This is a genomic window from Sphingomonas sp. GW821-FHT04B01, assembly GCF_059420425.1.
In genome coordinates, this window is record NZ_JBWKTR010000001.1 from 1,036,604 (window position 1) to 1,052,352 (window position 15,749).

General features: G+C 68.1%; 18 protein-coding genes and 2 tRNA genes. 10 read left to right on the forward strand and 10 right to left on the reverse strand.

Annotated features, from left to right (window positions below; genetic code table 11):
• Positions 1-120: 120 nt before the first annotated feature.
• From AC07UH_RS05080 to nadA, 3 genes are read left to right on the forward strand one after another with little or no spacing between them, the layout of a single operon-like run.
• Entirely contained in the window at positions 121-978 is an 858-nt protein-coding gene (locus tag AC07UH_RS05080) for an MBL fold metallo-hydrolase (RefSeq protein ID WP_495179139.1), read from the forward strand.
• Positions 979-986: 8 nt separating this feature from the next.
• Positions 987-1,709 (forward strand): DUF4230 domain-containing protein, encoded by a 723-nt coding sequence (locus tag AC07UH_RS05085; RefSeq protein ID WP_495189869.1) that lies wholly within the window; start codon positions 987-989, stop codon positions 1,707-1,709.
• 45 nt (positions 1,710-1,754) lie between these two features.
• The gene (gene nadA, locus AC07UH_RS05090) at positions 1,755-2,768 is read left to right on the forward strand and encodes a quinolinate synthase NadA (protein WP_038662770.1); all 1,014 of its coding nucleotides are present in this window, start codon (positions 1,755-1,757) and stop codon (positions 2,766-2,768) included.
• Positions 2,769-2,772: 4 nt separating this feature from the next.
• On the opposite strand, the gene AC07UH_RS05095 is transcribed toward nadA, so the two are convergent.
• Positions 2,773-2,919 carry a hypothetical protein gene (locus AC07UH_RS05095; RefSeq protein WP_169742543.1) on the reverse strand — a complete coding sequence of 49 codons (147 nt, stop codon included), beginning with the start codon at positions 2,917-2,919 and terminating at the stop codon, positions 2,773-2,775.
• A 77-nt stretch (positions 2,920-2,996) separates the two neighbouring features.
• Between AC07UH_RS05095 and nadC the strand changes: the two genes are divergently transcribed.
• From nadC to AC07UH_RS05110, 3 genes are all read left to right on the forward strand, one after another.
• On the forward strand, positions 2,997-3,845 hold the full coding sequence (gene nadC, locus AC07UH_RS05100; RefSeq protein WP_495179137.1) for a carboxylating nicotinate-nucleotide diphosphorylase: 849 nt from the start codon (positions 2,997-2,999) through the stop codon (positions 3,843-3,845).
• Positions 3,846-3,907: 62 nt separating this feature from the next.
• On the forward strand, positions 3,908-4,375 hold the full coding sequence (locus AC07UH_RS05105; protein ID WP_052075621.1) for a hypothetical protein: 468 nt from the start codon (positions 3,908-3,910) through the stop codon (positions 4,373-4,375).
• Entirely contained in the window at positions 4,375-5,085 is a 711-nt protein-coding gene (locus AC07UH_RS05110; protein ID WP_495189868.1) for a ribonuclease T2 family protein, read from the forward strand. The genes AC07UH_RS05105 and AC07UH_RS05110 overlap by 1 nt, the downstream gene beginning before the upstream one ends.
• 3 nt (positions 5,086-5,088) lie before the next feature.
• On the opposite strand, the gene AC07UH_RS05115 is transcribed toward AC07UH_RS05110, so the two are convergent.
• From AC07UH_RS05115 to aroA, 9 genes are all read right to left on the reverse strand, one after another.
• Positions 5,089-5,517: a DUF4112 domain-containing protein gene (locus AC07UH_RS05115; protein WP_179944533.1), complete on the reverse strand. Its 429-nt coding sequence runs from the start codon at positions 5,515-5,517 to the stop codon at positions 5,089-5,091.
• Positions 5,518-5,522: 5 nt separating this feature from the next.
• Positions 5,523-6,953: an ABC transporter substrate-binding protein gene (locus AC07UH_RS05120; RefSeq protein ID WP_495179135.1), complete on the reverse strand. Its 1,431-nt coding sequence runs from the start codon at positions 6,951-6,953 to the stop codon at positions 5,523-5,525.
• A gap of 5 nt (positions 6,954-6,958) precedes the next feature.
• Positions 6,959-7,042: transfer RNA gene (locus tag AC07UH_RS05125), tRNA-Leu, on the reverse strand.
• A 63-nt stretch (positions 7,043-7,105) separates the two neighbouring features.
• Positions 7,106-7,384 (reverse strand): integration host factor subunit beta, encoded by a 279-nt coding sequence (locus AC07UH_RS05130; RefSeq protein ID WP_052075619.1) that lies wholly within the window; start codon positions 7,382-7,384, stop codon positions 7,106-7,108.
• Positions 7,385-7,516: 132 nt separating this feature from the next.
• A complete protein-coding gene (gene rpsA / locus AC07UH_RS05135) occupies positions 7,517-9,238 on the reverse strand; it encodes a 30S ribosomal protein S1 (RefSeq protein WP_038662762.1) in 1,722 nt (573 codons plus the stop codon).
• Between the two features lie 279 nt (positions 9,239-9,517).
• Positions 9,518-9,802, reverse strand: coding sequence for a helix-turn-helix domain-containing protein (locus AC07UH_RS05140; RefSeq protein ID WP_495179134.1), 285 nt, complete (start codon positions 9,800-9,802; stop codon positions 9,518-9,520).
• Positions 9,802-10,119, reverse strand: coding sequence for a type II toxin-antitoxin system RelE/ParE family toxin (locus tag AC07UH_RS05145; protein WP_495179133.1), 318 nt, complete (start codon positions 10,117-10,119; stop codon positions 9,802-9,804). Before AC07UH_RS05145 ends, AC07UH_RS05140 begins: the two co-directional genes overlap by 1 nt.
• A gap of 75 nt (positions 10,120-10,194) precedes the next feature.
• The gene (gene cmk, locus AC07UH_RS05150; RefSeq protein ID WP_495179132.1) at positions 10,195-10,857 is read right to left on the reverse strand and encodes a (d)CMP kinase; all 663 of its coding nucleotides are present in this window, start codon (positions 10,855-10,857) and stop codon (positions 10,195-10,197) included.
• The gene (aroA, locus tag AC07UH_RS05155; protein WP_495179131.1) at positions 10,854-12,185 is read right to left on the reverse strand and encodes a 3-phosphoshikimate 1-carboxyvinyltransferase; all 1,332 of its coding nucleotides are present in this window, start codon (positions 12,183-12,185) and stop codon (positions 10,854-10,856) included. Before aroA ends, cmk begins: the two co-directional genes overlap by 4 nt.
• Positions 12,186-12,293: 108 nt before the next feature.
• Here aroA and AC07UH_RS05160 point away from each other — a divergent pair, with 108 nt between their 5' ends.
• From AC07UH_RS05160 to AC07UH_RS05175, 4 genes are all read left to right on the forward strand, one after another.
• Positions 12,294-12,614, forward strand: coding sequence for a TIGR02300 family protein (locus AC07UH_RS05160; protein ID WP_037534617.1), 321 nt, complete (start codon positions 12,294-12,296; stop codon positions 12,612-12,614).
• An 82-nt stretch (positions 12,615-12,696) separates the two neighbouring features.
• Positions 12,697-12,772, forward strand: a tRNA-Ala gene (locus AC07UH_RS05165).
• A gap of 390 nt (positions 12,773-13,162) precedes the next feature.
• Entirely contained in the window at positions 13,163-14,284 is a 1,122-nt protein-coding gene (locus AC07UH_RS05170) for a CDP-alcohol phosphatidyltransferase family protein (protein ID WP_495179130.1), read from the forward strand.
• Complete coding sequence (locus AC07UH_RS05175; protein ID WP_495179129.1) at positions 14,281-15,633, forward strand: lipopolysaccharide biosynthesis protein; 1,353 nt, start codon at positions 14,281-14,283, stop codon at positions 15,631-15,633. Before AC07UH_RS05170 ends, AC07UH_RS05175 begins: the two co-directional genes overlap by 4 nt.
• The last annotated feature ends 116 nt before the right edge of the window (positions 15,634-15,749 follow it).

The window sequence follows — 15,749 nt, forward strand, 5'->3', positions numbered from 1 at the left end:
CGGGCAGGCGGATTCGGCCACTGCGTGGCGGCCCGTCTGGAGCGACCGCCGCCGCCGGGTGGCACCCCCACCGGTCATCGCCTCTTGCGCTCCGCGGCGCATCGCGCCACATCCGACCCAATGGCCGAGCATCTGACCGGTATCCCGATCCAGCTCGAGCCGCTCGTCACCCGTGTGCTCGCGCCCAATTCGTCGCCTTATACCTATGGCGGTACGCAGACGCATGTCGTCGGCGGCGGCGATCTTGCGGTGATCGATCCGGGTCCCGACGATGCCGCGCACGTCGAGACGCTGCTGCGGGTGATCGCCGGCCGGCCGGTCCGTGCGATCGTCATCACCCATCATCATCGCGACCACAGTCCCGCCAGCCGGCCGCTCGCCGCCGCGACCGGCGCGCCGATCGTCGGTGCCGCGCCGGTGCATGTCGCCAGCGAGACGCCCGGGATGGATGCGGCGTTCGACGCGGCCTATGCGCCCGATCGCGTGCTGGCCGAGGGCGAGAGCGTCGCCGGCGACGGCTGGACGCTGGCCGCGCTGGCGACGCCAGGCCATACGTCGAACCATCTCGCCTTCGCGCTGCCCGAGACGAAGGCGCTGTTCTCCGGCGATCACGTAATGGGCTGGGCGACGAGCGTGATCTCGCCGCCCGACGGCGACATGGGGCAGTATATGGCGAGCCTCGACAAGCTGCTCGGCCGCGACGATCGCATCTATTATCCCGGCCATGGCGAGGCGGTGGACCAGCCGCAGCGGCTGGTGCGCGGCATGCTGGGGCATCGCAAGCAGCGCGAGGGACAGATCCTGCGGCTGGTGCGCGAGACGCCGCTGGCGCTGGAGGAGATGACGCGGCGGATGTACGTCGGGCTCGACCCGCGTTTGATCCCGGCGGCGCAACGATCGGTGCTCGCGCACCTCTATGATCTGCAAAGACGGCAACGGGTGAGCGAGGAGGGTGACGTATGGCGGAGCAGCGAATGAGCAATCCCATGCCCGACGCCCCCGCGACGCCGGCGGGCCGGTCGTCGACCGGTTCGTTCCTCGGCAAGGCGGCGGGGATCATCGTGCTGCTGGCGCTTGCCGTGCTGATCGGCCTGTGGGGCGTGCAGCGCTACGTCGAGCGTCGGCTGTCGCCCGATCCGACCACCGTCGCCAGCGCCAGCCTGCAAGGGCTGCGCGAACAGAACCGCCTGTCCGCCTTCGCCGCGCGCTTCGTCGCGGTGAGCACGTCGCGCCAGTCGCAGCTCGGCCTGTCGACCGAGAAGACGCTGATCATGCCCGGTCTCGTCCGCTACGAGGTCGACCTCGGCAAGCTGACCCAGCGCGACGTCGCCTGGGACCCCGACAGCCGGACGCTGTCGGTGCGGTTGCCGCCGATCGAACTCGACGGGCCGCAGGTCGATCTTACCGCGATCCGCGAATATGGCAGCGGCGGCATCCTGTCGCGGCTGACCGACGCCGACACCGCGCTCGACACCGCGAATCGCCGCGCCGGGCAGGCCGAACTGGTGCGGCAGGCGCGCGATGCGACGCCGATGAAGCTGGCGCGCGACGCGACCCGGCGCGCGGTCGAGAACAGCTTCGTCATGCCACTGCGCGCCGCCGGGATCGACGCCAGCGTCAAGGTGACTTTCGCCGACGATCCCACGGCGGCGACCGAGCGCTGGGACGCGAGCCGGTCGCTGGCGGAAGTGCTTGGCAATTCTCGATGACGGCGGACGTTGAGGGGCGGCGCGCAATCGCCTAACGAGGGCGTTATGGAACTGACCAACAGCTTCGCCGGGCTCGACCTGCGCGCCGAGATCGAGCGCCTCCGCAAGGAGCGCAACGCGGTGATCCTCGCGCATTATTATCAGAAGCCGGAGTTGCAGGACCTCGCCGATTTCGTCGGCGACAGCCTCGACCTCAGCCGCAAGGCGCAGGCGACCGATGCCGACGTGATCGCCTTTTGCGGGGTGCGCTTCATGGCGGAGACCGCGAAGATCCTCAGCCCCGACAAGATCGTCGTGCTGCCCGACATGGATGCCGGTTGCAGCCTTGAGGACAGTTGCCCGCCCGACCAGTTCGCCGCGTTCCGCGCCGCGCATCCCGATCATATCGCGCTGACCTACATCAATTGCTCGACCGAGGTGAAGGCGCTGAGCGACGTCATCGTCACCTCGTCGTCGGCGGAGACGATCCTGGCGCAATTGCCACGCGACCAGAAGATCATCTTCGGCCCCGACCGCAATCTCGGCGGCTATCTCCAGCGCAAGACCGGTCGCGAGCTGCTGCTGTGGCCGGGCGTGTGCATCGTCCACGAGGCGTTCAGCGAAACCGAGCTGATGAAGCTGAAGGCGCAGAACCCCGGTGCGCCGGTCGCCGCGCATCCCGAATGTCCGGCGGTGATCCTCGACCATGCCGATTACGTCGGATCGACGCGCGGCATCCTCGAATTCGCCAATGCCATGCCCGGCGAGACGCTGATCGTCGCGACCGAGCCGCACATCATCCACCAGATGGAGAAGGCGATGCCGCTGAAGAATTTCATCGGCGCGCCGGGGGCGGACGGCAACTGCAACTGCAACATCTGCCCGTATATGGCGCTCAACACGATGGAGAAGCTCTACGTCGCGCTGCGCGACCTGACGCCGCGCATCGAGATCGAGGAGGGCCTGCGCGTCAAGGCGAAGAAGAGCCTCGACGCGATGCTGTCGATGGCCTCGGCGACGGTCGGACAGGGCGATCTCGGCCCGACGCCGTTCCGCGTGGTGCCGGTCACCGGCGACTGATCCGTCAGTGCGAGGTTGCGGTGGTCGGGGCGAGCAGGTGACGGGCTTCGTTGATGTGGATGCCGACCAGGATCAGCTCCAGCTCGTCCGCCTTCTGCAACGCGGCGGCGAGCAACTGGTGGAGCTCCTCCAAGGCCTCGCGTTCGGTCATCGCCTTGCTTCCCCGTGATTCGGCGGCGGACCCATGACAATAGGGTCCGCGACGCCATATGACAGGATCGTATACGTATGTCGCGCTTTACTCTAGACGGATTCGACCTCGACGGCTTCGTCGCCGCGACTTTGGCGGAGGATCTGGGCGAAGGCGGCGACATCACCTCGGCAGCGGTGATCCCGGCGGAGGCGCGCTTCACCGGGGTCATGGACACGCGCGACGCGATCGTCGTCGCCGGGCTCGGCATCGCGGAAGCGTTTTTCCGTGCACTCGACCCGGCGGTGCGGATCACCCGGCTGGTCGAGGATGGCGCCCGGGTGGCGGCGCATAGCGAGCTGATGCGGCTGGAGGGATCGGCGCGGGCGCTGCTCACCGCCGAGCGTTCGGCGCTCAACACGGTGCAGCATCTTTCGGGGATCGCGACGCTGACCCGCGCCTATGTCGATGCGATCGCGGATACCGGCGCGGTACTGCTCGACACGCGCAAGACGATCCCGGGTCTGCGCCGGCTGGAGAAATACGCGACGCGCACCGGCGGTGCGCAGAACCACCGGCTCGGCCTGTGGGATGCGGCGATGATCAAGGACAATCACATCGCGGTCGCCGGCGGCATCGCGCCGGCGGTGCAGCGGGCGGTCGCGGCGGGGATCGCGCGGATCATCGTCGAGGTCGACCGGCTCGACCAGATCGCGCCCGCTCTGGACGCGGGGGCGACGCATCTGCTGCTCGACAACATGCCGCCGGCGCTGCTGCGCGAGGCGGTGGCATCGGTCGGCGGACGCGTGCCGACCGAGGCCTCGGGCGGGGTGCGGCTCGACACGGTGCGGGCGATCGCGGAGAGCGGCGTCACCTACGTCTCGGTCGGGCGGCTGACCCAATCGGCGCCCGCGGCGGATATCGGCCTCGATTTCACGGTGATATGAGCGGCGGCTTGCACGCCCCGCCGGGGCGGCTAGGCTGATATCGAGCAGCAAGGGGAGTTGTCGTGACCAAACCGCCATCCATCGTCCGGTTCGAGCAATTCTATTGGGCGTCGGTGATCCTCGGCCTGATCAATACCGGGCTGAACTGGCGCACGTCGCAGGCCGCTTTGGCCTCCAATCCGATGCTTGCGAGCATGTCGTGGCTGCTGCCGGCGATGCAGGTGCTCGGGCTCGCGATCACGGTGCTGATCTGGTTCTTCATCGTCCGCCGCCCGAGCGTGGTGGCGAAATGGGTGCAGGTGGTGTTCGCGGCGTTCGGCGTGTTCGCGGTCCTCTCGGCGATCGTGCTGATCGCGCTGGGCCGGTCGGCGATCAACGCGCAGCTCGCGCTCGGACTGGTCGCCAACATCCTCTACGTCGCCGCGGCGGTGATGCTGTTCAAGCCGGACGCCAAGGCGTGGTTCGGCGAGGGGCTGGACGAGGACGACGATCTCGACGTGGTCGAAACGCCGGACGCGCCGCGATGGTGATGGCGCGGTTCGCGCTCGTCGCGCTGCTCGCGGCGACCCCTGCCGCGGTGCAGGCGCAGGCCTATCAATGCGCCGCCCCGACGAGCATCGAACGGCCGCACCCGGACCTGCCGAGCGACAGCCAGCCGCGGCGATTGCTGCCGATCGGCGGCTATACGCTGGCGATCACCTGGGCTCCGCAATATTGCCGCGATCACGACCGCGACGGCGGCGCGCGCTTCCAGTGCGCGGCGGGCAACCGCTTCGGCTTCACGCTGCACGGGCTGTGGCCCGACGGCATCGGCAAGGACTGGCCGCAATATTGCCAGGCGACCCCCTTGCTGCCGCGTGCGGTGATCCAGAAGCATATCTGCAGCACGCCGTCGGCGCAGCTGATGCAGCACGAATGGTCGAAGCACGGCACCTGCATGGCCGGCTACAAGCCCGACCGCTATTTCGCCACCTCGACCCGCCTGTACGGCAAGCTGCGCTATCCCGACATGGATGCCTTGTCGCGCGGGCCGCTGACCGCCGGTGGGCTGGCGGCGGCGGTGTCGCGCAGCAATCCGGGGCTCGGGCCGGACATGATGCGGGTGACGGCGACCAAACAGGGCTGGCTCGACGAGATCTGGATCTGCCTCGACGAGACGTTCCGCTATCAGCGCTGTCCGGCGCACCAAGGCGGTCTGTCCGCCGATGCGACGGTGAAGATCTGGCGCGGCGGCCGCTGAACGTCAGCCGATGATCGTCGCCGTCGCCGGATGATGCTTGTCGAGGTGGCGGCGGATAATCCGCAGGTTGCGGGTGTTCGACCGGAAGAAGAAATCGGGCACGGCGCCGACGAAGGGGATGATGCCCAGCGCCCAATCGATCCCGACGTTGCCGAACATCCGCGCCATCTGCAGCTTCGACATGCCGAGATTGCGGGCTTCCCATACCAGCCACGATCCGATCAGCGCGGCGATCGTGGTGCCGACGACCGGGACGAGATCGAGGATCACGTCGAGCCCGAGCTTGCGGTTGGTGCCGGGGATGGTGAACAGCCCCTCCATCACCCGCTCCATCGCTTCGAGCCGGATGCGGACCGAGGCTGCGTCACGGCCGACCGGCAAGGAGTCGAGCAGCGGACGCGCGTCCAGCGGGCGAGGGCGGGTGGTGGTCATCCCCCTTAATTGGTGTCGTCGCGCAGCCGGTTCAACGGGTGCCAGGCGCGGGCGTTGGGACGCCATTGGCGCAGCCGCATCGCGACCAGCGACCAGCGCAGCGGCCGCGCGATCGGGATGAACGGCGTGTCCGTCGCCAGCGCGGCATCGGCGACCGCGATCAGCCGCGAGCGTTCGGCGAGCGTCGGTGCCTCGCGGGCGGCGACCAGCGCGCCCCGTGCGGCCTCGCCGCAGACGACGCAGGCATTGGCGAGATACCAGCGCGCGCTGTCATAGGGGGCGACCTGATCGACCAGCCGCAATTCGGCATCGTCGTCGGGGCCGACGCGCTGCGGCGTGATGCCGACGGTGAGCAGCGACGCGGCGACCTGCGCATAGACCAGCGTCGCACCCGGCCCGCGCGGCAGCGCGATGCGCAGCACGACCGGCGCGCCATAGTCGGCGACGCGCGTCTGCGCGGCGGCGACGCGCTGTTCGGGGGTGAGCAGCGACCAGCCGGGCAGCGCCGGCGGCGCGGTCGAATCGAGCATGTCGGGCAGGAGGCGTTCGGCCGGTTCCCAATTGGGCATCACCGCGGCGGTGACCGCGGCGCGGTCGATCGCGCCGCTGAGTGCGGCGCGGTTGCCGGCGTCCGCGAGGAAGCCGTCGCGCTTGAGGATCGCGAAGCCGAACAGCCCGGCGGCGGGATCGAGACGGACGTTGGCGGGGGCGATCGACGCCAGGCCGATCAGCGGCCAGTCGAGGAAGGTGCCGCCGGCGACATAATCGGAGTCGCGCGCCGCGAAGCGGACGATGGCGCGGGCGGCGCGCTCGCCGATCAGGCGGACGTCCTGTTCGGGGCGCGTCCGGCGCTGATCGTCGGGATCGGCGCGGCCGGGATCGAAGGCGGGGCGAAGCAAGGGGCTGCGCGTGCCGCGGACGATGCGCATCGGTCCGGCGCCGCCGACGGTGCCGCTGCGCCACAGCGCCAGTTCAGGCTGGGCGAACAGCTTGAGCAGGTCGGGTCGCGGGCGCAGCAGCCGCACCTCGATGACCTGCGGCGTCATCGTCACGATCTCGTCGACCGCCGTCAGAAAGGGCAGGAGCGGGTTGCGCGATCCCCGGGCGAGCTGGTGGCGCAATTGCGCGACGACCTGATCGGCATCGACCCTGCTGCCGTCGCTCCACTGCGCCTCGCGCAGCCGGAAGATGTAGCTCATCCCCTGATCGATTACGATCCAGCGTTCGGCAAGCCCCGGTTCGATCTGGCCGCTGCCGTCGAACCGCACCAGCCCCTCGGCCGTGGCATCGAGCAGCAGCCGCGACGGCGTGTCGAGCCGGGTCCGGGCGGGATCGGCCGGGCGCGGCGGTGCACCGATGGCGCTGACGATCACCGGCCCCGAATCGGGGCGCTGATCGCAGCCGGCCAGCGCGGACGCGCCGATCCCGAGCAGCAACAGGATGGTGCGGACGGCGGGACTCGAACCCGCACTCCAAAGGAAGCCGATTTTAAGTCGGAAGCGTCTACCGATTTCGCCACGTCCGCACACGGTTGCACGACAAGCGCAACCAGCGCCGACCGTCAACCCGCTACGGGCGGGAAGCGCGGTCAGACGTTGAGGCGCGCGCGCATTTCCTTGCCGGGCTTGAAATAGGGAACGCGCTTGGCCTCGACCTCGACGGTCTCGCCAGTGCGCGGATTGCGGCCGATGCGGGCATCGCGGGCGCGGGTGGAAAAGGCACCGAAGCCACGCAGCTCGACGCGGCCGTTGGAGGCGAGGCGCCGTGCGATCTCGTCGAAGAAGGTCGAGACGATGGCGTCGACCTCGGCTCCCGACAGGTTCGGGTTCAGCTCACACAATTTTTGAACAAGTTCAGAACGGATCATCGCAAAACTCCCCCCCGGTTGATGCAACCGTGGCTTGATAGAGATCAATGGGGTCTGCGTATAGGGCCAAAATGAACTTAAACATAGAAACTTGGGCTGGAGCGGTATGAAACCACTCCAGCCCGAGCCGCCTTACTTCTTGTCGGCGTCCGCGACGCGGGCCTTGAGAGCCTCGCCGAGGATGTTGCCGAGCGTCGCGCCCGAGTCGGACGAGCCGTACTGCGCAACCGCCTGCTTCTCTTCGGAGATCTGCATCGCCTTGATCGAGAAGGTGGGCTTCTTCGACCGGTCGAAGCCGGTCACCATCGCGTCGAACTTCTGGCCGACCTGGAAACGCTCCGGACGCTGCTCGTCGCGATCGCGACCCAGATCCGTGCGCTTGATGAAGCCGGTCGCGCCATCGTCGCCCTGCTGTACTTCGAGGCCCGCATCACGGACTTCGAGGACGGTCACGGTGACGATCGCGTTCTTGTTCAGGCGATCGCCCGATGCCGCGATGCCACCGGCCGACGGGCCGCCGCGCTCGAGCTGCTTCATGCCGAGGCTGATGCGCTCCTTCTCGGCGTCGATGTCGAGCACCACCGCCTGCACGGTCTCGCCCTTGCGGTGCAGGTTGAGGGCATCCTCACCCGACACGCCCCAGGCGATGTCCGACATGTGGACCATGCCGTCGACGTCGTTGTCCAGACCGATGAACAGACCGAATTCGGTCGCGTTCTTGACTTCGCCCTCGACGGTCGAACCGATCGGATGGGCGGCGGCGAACGCTTCCCACGGATTGTTCTGCGCCTGCTTGAGGCCGAGGCTGATGCGACGCTTGTCCTCGTCGACCTCGAGCACGACGACATCAACTTCCTGGCTGGTCGAGACGATCTTGCCCGGATGGACGTTCTTCTTGGTCCAGGACATTTCCGAAACGTGGACGAGGCCTTCGATGCCCGCTTCCAGCTCGACGAACGCACCATATTCGGTGATGTTCGTGACGCGGCCCGACAGCTTGGCGCCGATCGGATACTTGGCCGACGCGCCGTCCCACGGATCCGACTCGAGCTGCTTCATGCCGAGGCTGATGCGCTGCGTGTCCTTGTTGATGCGGATGATCTGCACCTTCACCGTGTCGCCGATCGCGATCATCTCGGACGGATGATTGACGCGCTTGTAGCTGAGGTCGGTGACGTGGAGCAGGCCGTCGATGCCGCCGAGGTCGACGAACGCACCGTAATCGGTGATGTTCTTGACGACGCCGTCGATGATCTGGCCCTCGGCGAGGCTCTGGATCAGGCCCGAACGCTGCTCGGCGCGGGTTTCTTCCAGTACCGCGCGACGCGACACGACGATGTTGCCGCGCTTGCGGTCCATCTTGAGGATCTGGAACGGCTGGGGGATGTCCATCAGCGGCGTGACGTCACGCACCGGACGGATGTCGACCTGGCTGCCCGGCAGGAACGCGACGGCGCCCGACAGATCGACGGTGAAGCCGCCCTTGACGCGGCCGAAGATCACGCCCTCGACGCGCGCGGTCTTGCTGAACTCGAGCTCGAGCTTGTCCCAGGCGGCTTCGCGGCGGGCGCGATCGCGGCTGAGCATCGCTTCGCCATGCATGTTCTCAACGCGGTCGACATAGACTTCGACCTCGTCGCCGACCTTCAGGTCGGCCTTCTGGCCCGGTGCGGCGAATTCGCGCAGCGGCACGCGGCCTTCGGACTTCAGGCCGACGTCGATGACGGCGAGGTCGTTCTCGATGGCGGTGACGGTGCCGTGCACGACACGGCCCTCGAAGCTGTCGGCGCCGCCGAACATGTCATCGAGCATTGCGGCGAAATCGTCGCGGGTAGGAGTGGGCTGGGTAGCCATAGGGTTAGAGTGTCCTCGGGTTTATCTGTTTCCGGCCAAGCGGTTGGATCCGCTGGTCTTGGCTGAAAACGCCGCGGCGACCCCATGCCGGTCGCGGCATCCATTAAGCGTCGGCAGGCGGAGGAATGCGATGCGCTGCTTGCGAAAAGGGCGCGAACGGACCGGCCGGACGCGCCTACCTCCACGAACATCGGCTCGCAGGACCGGCGGGCCATAACCGAAAGCCCGCGTTTTGGCAAGGTAAGGGCACGGACGCGTCCGGCGGTGGTGCGTGGCGCGTCAGGCGGCCCGCGCGACATGGATGTGGACGGTAAGGCCCGCCGCCGTGGCGATGTTGACCAGCGCGTCGAGCGAGAATTTGGCCATCTTGCCCTGCAACAGGTCGTTGAGGCGCGGACGGGTGATGCCGAGCCGGGCGGCGGCGATGTCCTGCGCCACGTTCCAGGACCGGATATGGCTCTTCAACGTCGACAGCAGCTCGGATCGCGCCTGGAGATTCGCCGCTTCTGCCGGGGTATCGGCCAGTGCGTCGAACACACTGTCGAATGTCTGCGCTTCGATCATCATGACCTCCATAGGCTCAAGCGGTGTCTGGCAAGGTCGATATAGCGCTGCGGCGTTTTCTGGGTCTTCTTCCGAAAGGCGTGCAGGACGAGCACCGCATCCGGCAAGGTTGCAAGGTAGATCACGCGGAACGCACCCGATTCCTCACGTATCCGGATTTCACAGACGCCTTGGCCGATCGTCGTCATCGGCTTCCAGTCGTCCGGCAGGCGGCCCTGCTGTACTTGGTGAAGCTGGTGCCCCGCCGATGCCCGTGCATCCTCCGGGAATTCCCGAAGACGATCGAGACTGTCGCCGACGAAGGTGATCGGTTTCACGGCGATGGTGTATCAGAAACGATACATGCCGGCAATGACGTCGGAACCGGGTTGCCGCGAGGAGTGCCGGCGTCGTCAGGCCGGGCTGGCGCCGGCGCTCGGCTGCTGGCGGGCGCGGGTGGCGGTGCGGGCGTCGACCATGGCGATCGCGCGGGCGATGCTCGCCTCGATCGTCATTTGGCTGGTGTCGAGCAAAGCGGCGTCGGCGGCCATGCTGAGCGGCGCGGTGGAGCGGGCGCTGTCGCGCGTGTCGCGGGCGCGGATGTCCATCAGCACCTTGACGAAGGTGACGTCGATGCCCTTGCCGAGCAATTCCTTGTGGCGGCGCTGCGCGCGGATCTGCGGGGTCGCCTTGACGAACAATTTGGCGTCGGCGTCGGGCGCGATCACCGTGCCGATGTCGCGACCGTCGAGCACCGCGCCGCCGGGCTGGCGGGCGAAGCGCTTCTGGCGCTGCAGTAGCGAGGCGCGCACCAGCGGGTGGACCGAGACGATCGAGGCGAGCTGGCCGATATCGTCGGTGCGCAGCACGGGATCGTCGAGCAGCGCCTCGTCGAAATCGCAGGCGGCGACCGCATCGGCTTCCCTGGCGGGGTTGAGCTCCATCCGCTGCACGTTGAACGCCACGGCACGATAGAGCAGTCCGGTATCGAGATGCGGGAGGCCGTAATGCTGCGCGAGCGCCCTGGCGATGGTGCCTTTGCCCGACGCTGCTGGGCCGTCCACTGCGATGATCATGCTTCCTCCGACACTTCGTCCAATGTCTTATAGAAGACGGGATAGCTGGTCGCCACCGGGGCGACGTCGTCGATCGTGACGGGACGTGCCGCATGCAGGCCGGCGACCGTCATACTCATCGCGATGCGGTGATCGAGCTGCGAGGCGATGCGGCCGCCACCGGGGATGGCGTCGCCGCCGGTGCCGGTGATCGCGAGACCGTCCTCATATTCCTCGCAAGGAACGCCGCAGGCTTCCAGCGCCGCCTTCATCGCGGCGATCCGGTCGGATTCCTTGACGCGCAGCTCGTGCGCGCCGCGCGCGACGGTGCGGCCCTTGGCGAAGGCGGCGGCGACGAACAGCACCGGATATTCGTCGATCATGCTCGGCGCGAGTTCGGGCGGGACGTCGATCGCGGTGAGGGGGGCGTGGCGGACGCGCAGGTCGGCAACCGGCTCGCCGCCGACCTCGCGCCGGTCGAGTTCGGTGATGTCCGCGCCCATCAGCCGCAGCGCCGCGACCAGTCCGGTGCGGGTGACGTTGAGCCCGACGTTGCGGACGACGAGGTCGGAGCCGGGGACGATCGACGCCGCGACCAGCCAGAAGGCGGCGGAGGAGGGGTCGCCGGGGACGGTGATCGTCTGCGGCCTGAGTTCGGCCTCGCCGCGGATCGCGATGATGCGGCCGGCATCGCTCTCCTCGATGGTGATGTCGGCGCCGAAGCCGCGCAGCATCCGCTCGCTATGGTCGCGGGTCGCGACTGGCTCGATGACGCGGGTGATGCCGGGCGTGTTGAGCCCGGCAAGCAGCACCGCCGACTTAACCTGCGCCGAGGCGACCGGGAGCGTATAGGTGATCGGCACCGCCGGGCACAGGCCGCGCAGCATCAGCGGCAGCTTGCCGCCGGGGCTGGCGGTGACGTCGGCGCCCATCTGCGACAAAGGTTCGATGACCCGGCCCATCGGCCGGCCCGACAACGAGGCGTCGCCGGTGAAGGTGGCGGTGATCGGATGGCTCGCGACGAGGCCCATCAGCAGCCGCGTCGAGGTGCCGCTGTTGCCCATCTCCAGCGCGGTCGCGGGTTGCAGCAGGCCGCCGACGCCGACGCCGTCGACGCGCCACGCGCCGTCGCCGGTCCGCTCGATCGTCGCGCCCATCGCGCGCAGCGCCGCGGCGGTGGCGAGCACGTCCTCGCCCTCGAGCAGGCCGGTGATGTGGCTGGTGCCGACCGCCAGCGCCGAGAACATCAGCGAGCGGTGGCTGATCGACTTGTCGCCGGGGACCTGGAGGGTGCCGGTGAGGGGCCCGCGCGGGGCCACGCTCAGTTCCTGGGGAAGGGAGTGCGCCATGGGTCGAGGGCTTTGACAGCCACCTTGCGCTATGGCAAGGCGCCCACCAAGTCACGGGCTGGGGCAACCTTTGCCTGCGACACCCAATTCCGAAAGGCACAACACGGCATGATCAAGCCGGAATGGGGCACGAAGCGTACGTGCCCGAAATGCGCCACGCGCTTCTACGACCTCGAGAAGGACGACCCCGTCACCTGCATCAATTGCGGCACGACGTGGAATCCGGAGCCGATCCTGAAATCCAAGCAGCCGCTGCCGTTCGAGCAGGCCAAGCCCGACACCAAGGAAGCCGATCGCGACCTGGAAGGTGAGGACGAGGATCTGGAAGCGCTGGGCGAAGAGGAAGAGCCCTCGGCCGATGACGAGGTCGATCTCGGCGGCGACGACGATCTGGGCGTGGAAGCGCCGAACGACGAAGACGAACATTGATCTAAAAAAGGCATGGCAAGCATCGATTCAGCGCTTGCCATGCCCCGGTGCCCCCGCTAGTGGGGCGCCTCCCGAAACGAATGGGGCCGTAGCTCAGCTGGGAGAGCGCTGCAATGGCATTGCAGAGGTCAGGGGTTCGATCCCCCTCGGCTCCACCATTCGTCTCGTTCTGCCGCTGCGGGCGGTAGAGTTCCCAAAGCATCGGGTCGATCCAGCGGCTGTCATTTCGGTGACGGGCGCCTTTTCTGTTTGCGCTCGTCTTGCGTCGTGCCGGTCGTTGCCGGCTTACATCAAGCCTTCGTCGTGGTTTCGACCTTCCTTTGTGGGGCAACGGGCCGCTTTCCCGCTCGGACGTCGTTGGAGAGGGGGCGAGCCACGTTCGGGATGACGGAGCAGGCGACGTGCGACCTTCATGTCCTCAAGGGAGCGCTTCTCTGTGCCTCCACGCCTTCGCGCGGATCAAAAGCGGCTTCCCGGCTCTGCATGAACCGGAACGCTGCGACCACCAACGGCTATCCGGATCGCGCGGGTGGCGCTATCCGGCGGGGATGGTTGCCAATCTCTCGACCCCGCCGACCGTCGTCCCGGTCGGCGACAATCCCGTGCCGATCTGGGGCATGACCAATGCCGAGCGGCTGCGGCGGATGGCCGTCGCGCGCAAGCTGCCGTTCGGCGAGGCTGCCGGCAGCGACGTACTGCTCGCCAATCTCGCCTTCGCCTTCGATCCGTCGTGGCTGCCGCATCTGCTCGCCCTGCCGGGGACGGTGCTGACCCGCGCCGGCGTGCCGGTGCTCGCCCATGTCGCCGCCGATCAGGCCGAGCGGGTGCGGGCGGCGATGCTGGCCGACCGGCCGCTCGCGGCGGAGGGGCTGGCTGTGATCGAGGCAGAGGACGAGAACGGCATCTTCAACGAGGCCTTGCGCAAGCGCGAACGGCCGTTCGCCGAGCGGCTGACCCCGGCCAGCGTGCCCGCGATCGAGCGCGCGAGCTATACCGGCGCGTACAAGGGCGTGACCGACCTCCTCACCAAATATCTCTGGCCCGAATGGGCGTTATGGCTGACCCGGCTGTGCGCGCGCGCCGGCATCTCGCCCAATCAGGTGACCGCGATCGGTTCGGTGCTGTGCATCATCGCGACGGTCGCCTTCTGGTACGGCTGGTTCTGGAGCGGGCTGGCGATCGGCCTCGTCTTCATGGTGCTCGACACCGTCGACGGCAAACTGGCGCGCTGCACGATCACCTCGTCGGCGCTGGGCAACGCCTGGGACCATGGCGTCGACCTCGTCCATCCGCCCTTCTGGTGGTGGGCGTGGGCGACGGGCTGCGCCGCCTACGGCCGGCCGCTCGACCATGACACGTTCGTCGCGGTGATCGCGGCGATGCTGTTCGGCTATGTCGCGCAGCGGCTGATCGAGGGGGCGTTCATCGCCAAATTCGGGATGCATATCCACGTGTGGGAGCGGTTCGACAGCCGCTTCCGGCTCGTCACCGCGCGGCGCAACCCGAATATGGTGATCCTGTTCGCCGGGCTGCTGATCGGGCGGCCCGACTGGGGGATCGTCGCGGTGGCGGTGTGGACGATGCTGTCGCTCGTCGTCCATCTCGTCCGACTGGGGCAGGCGATGGCGGCCAGGGCGCGCGGGCGGAGGATCGTGAGCTGGCTGGCGTGAGTCCCGAAATACCGGATGCCGGGATCGAGGCGGGCATGTTCCCCGGCGGGCCGATGCGCGCAATCGCGCGCAACCTCGGCTGGATGCTGGCGAGCCGCGGCGTGCTCGCGGTGCTCAGCCTCGTCTATCTGGCGATCGTCACGCGCACGCTCGGCGTGTCGGGGTTCGGCCGCTTCGCGCTGATCACCGGTGCGAGCCAGGCGCTCGCCACCGTCGTCGGCTTCCAGACGTGGCAGATCATCGTCCGCTACGGCACCGAACATCTCGCCCCCGGCGGCGAGACGCGGCTGGCGCGGCTGTTCAAGGCGTGCGGGCTGCTCGATCTCGCCAGCGCGATCCTCGGCGTGATCCTCGCCGCGGTCATCATCCGCATCTGGGGCGAGCCGCTCGGCGTGCGGCCCGTCCATATGCGCGCGACGATGCTGTTCACGATCGCGCAATTGCTGTCGATCCGCTCGACCCCGCTCGGCATCCTGCGGCTGCGCGACCGCTTCTCGTTCGCCGCGGCGGCGGACAGCGTGACGCCGGTGATGCGGCTGCTCGGCGCGGTCACCGCGGCGATCTTCGTTCCTTCGGTCAGTGGTTTCCTCGTCGCCTGGGGGCTGGCCGAGGTGCTGACCGCCGCGGCCTATTGGGCGGCGCTGGCGCGGACCGGCGACCTCAGGCTGCTGTTCGCGCGCGGCGTCGGCGTGCGCGACGTCGTCGTCGACCATCCCGGCATCATCCGCTTTTCGCTCGCCACCAACGCCAGTTCCTCGCTCGGCCTGTCTAGCAAGCAGATCCCGCTGCTGCTCGTCGGCGGCACCGTCGGCACCGCTTCGGCGGGCGCGTTCCGGCTCGCGCTGCAACTGGCGCAGGCGCTGACCAAGGTGTCGCAATTGCTCGCCCGCGCCGCCTTTCCGGAGATCGTGCGCGCGGTCGCCGCGGGGGGACTCGCGCGGGTGCGGCGGATGATCCTCCGCTCGTTCCTGATGGCGACCGTCGTCGGTGCGGTCGCCTTCCTGCTCGTCGTGCTGCTCGGCCATCCGGTGCTGACGCTGATGGGCGGCAAGGAGTTCGGCCGCGCCTATCCGATCCTGCTGTGGCTCGCCGCGGCGGGGTGTATCGACCTCGTCACCGTCGGCTTCGAGCCGCTGCTGCTCGCCGCCAACCGGATCGGCGCGACCTTCATCGCGCGCGTCGTCGGCATCGTCGCGCTGTTCGGCGTCAGCTTCTGGCTGAGCCCGTCGCTGGAGGTGATCGGCGTGTCGATCGCGGTGCTGGTCAATGCGCTGGTCGTCGCGCTCCTGCTCGGGCTGGCGACGCAATCCCTGCTGCGGGTGAAACCAACCGATCGGGCGCGAGTTTGATCGCGACAGGCTGCCCGAGCGAAATACCGTAAATATCGGCTCAATTTCTTGTTGGGGCCGCAATCCTGCCCATTTCCTCTGTGACAGTTTGATGAAGAACTCGTGACGGAAGGGCG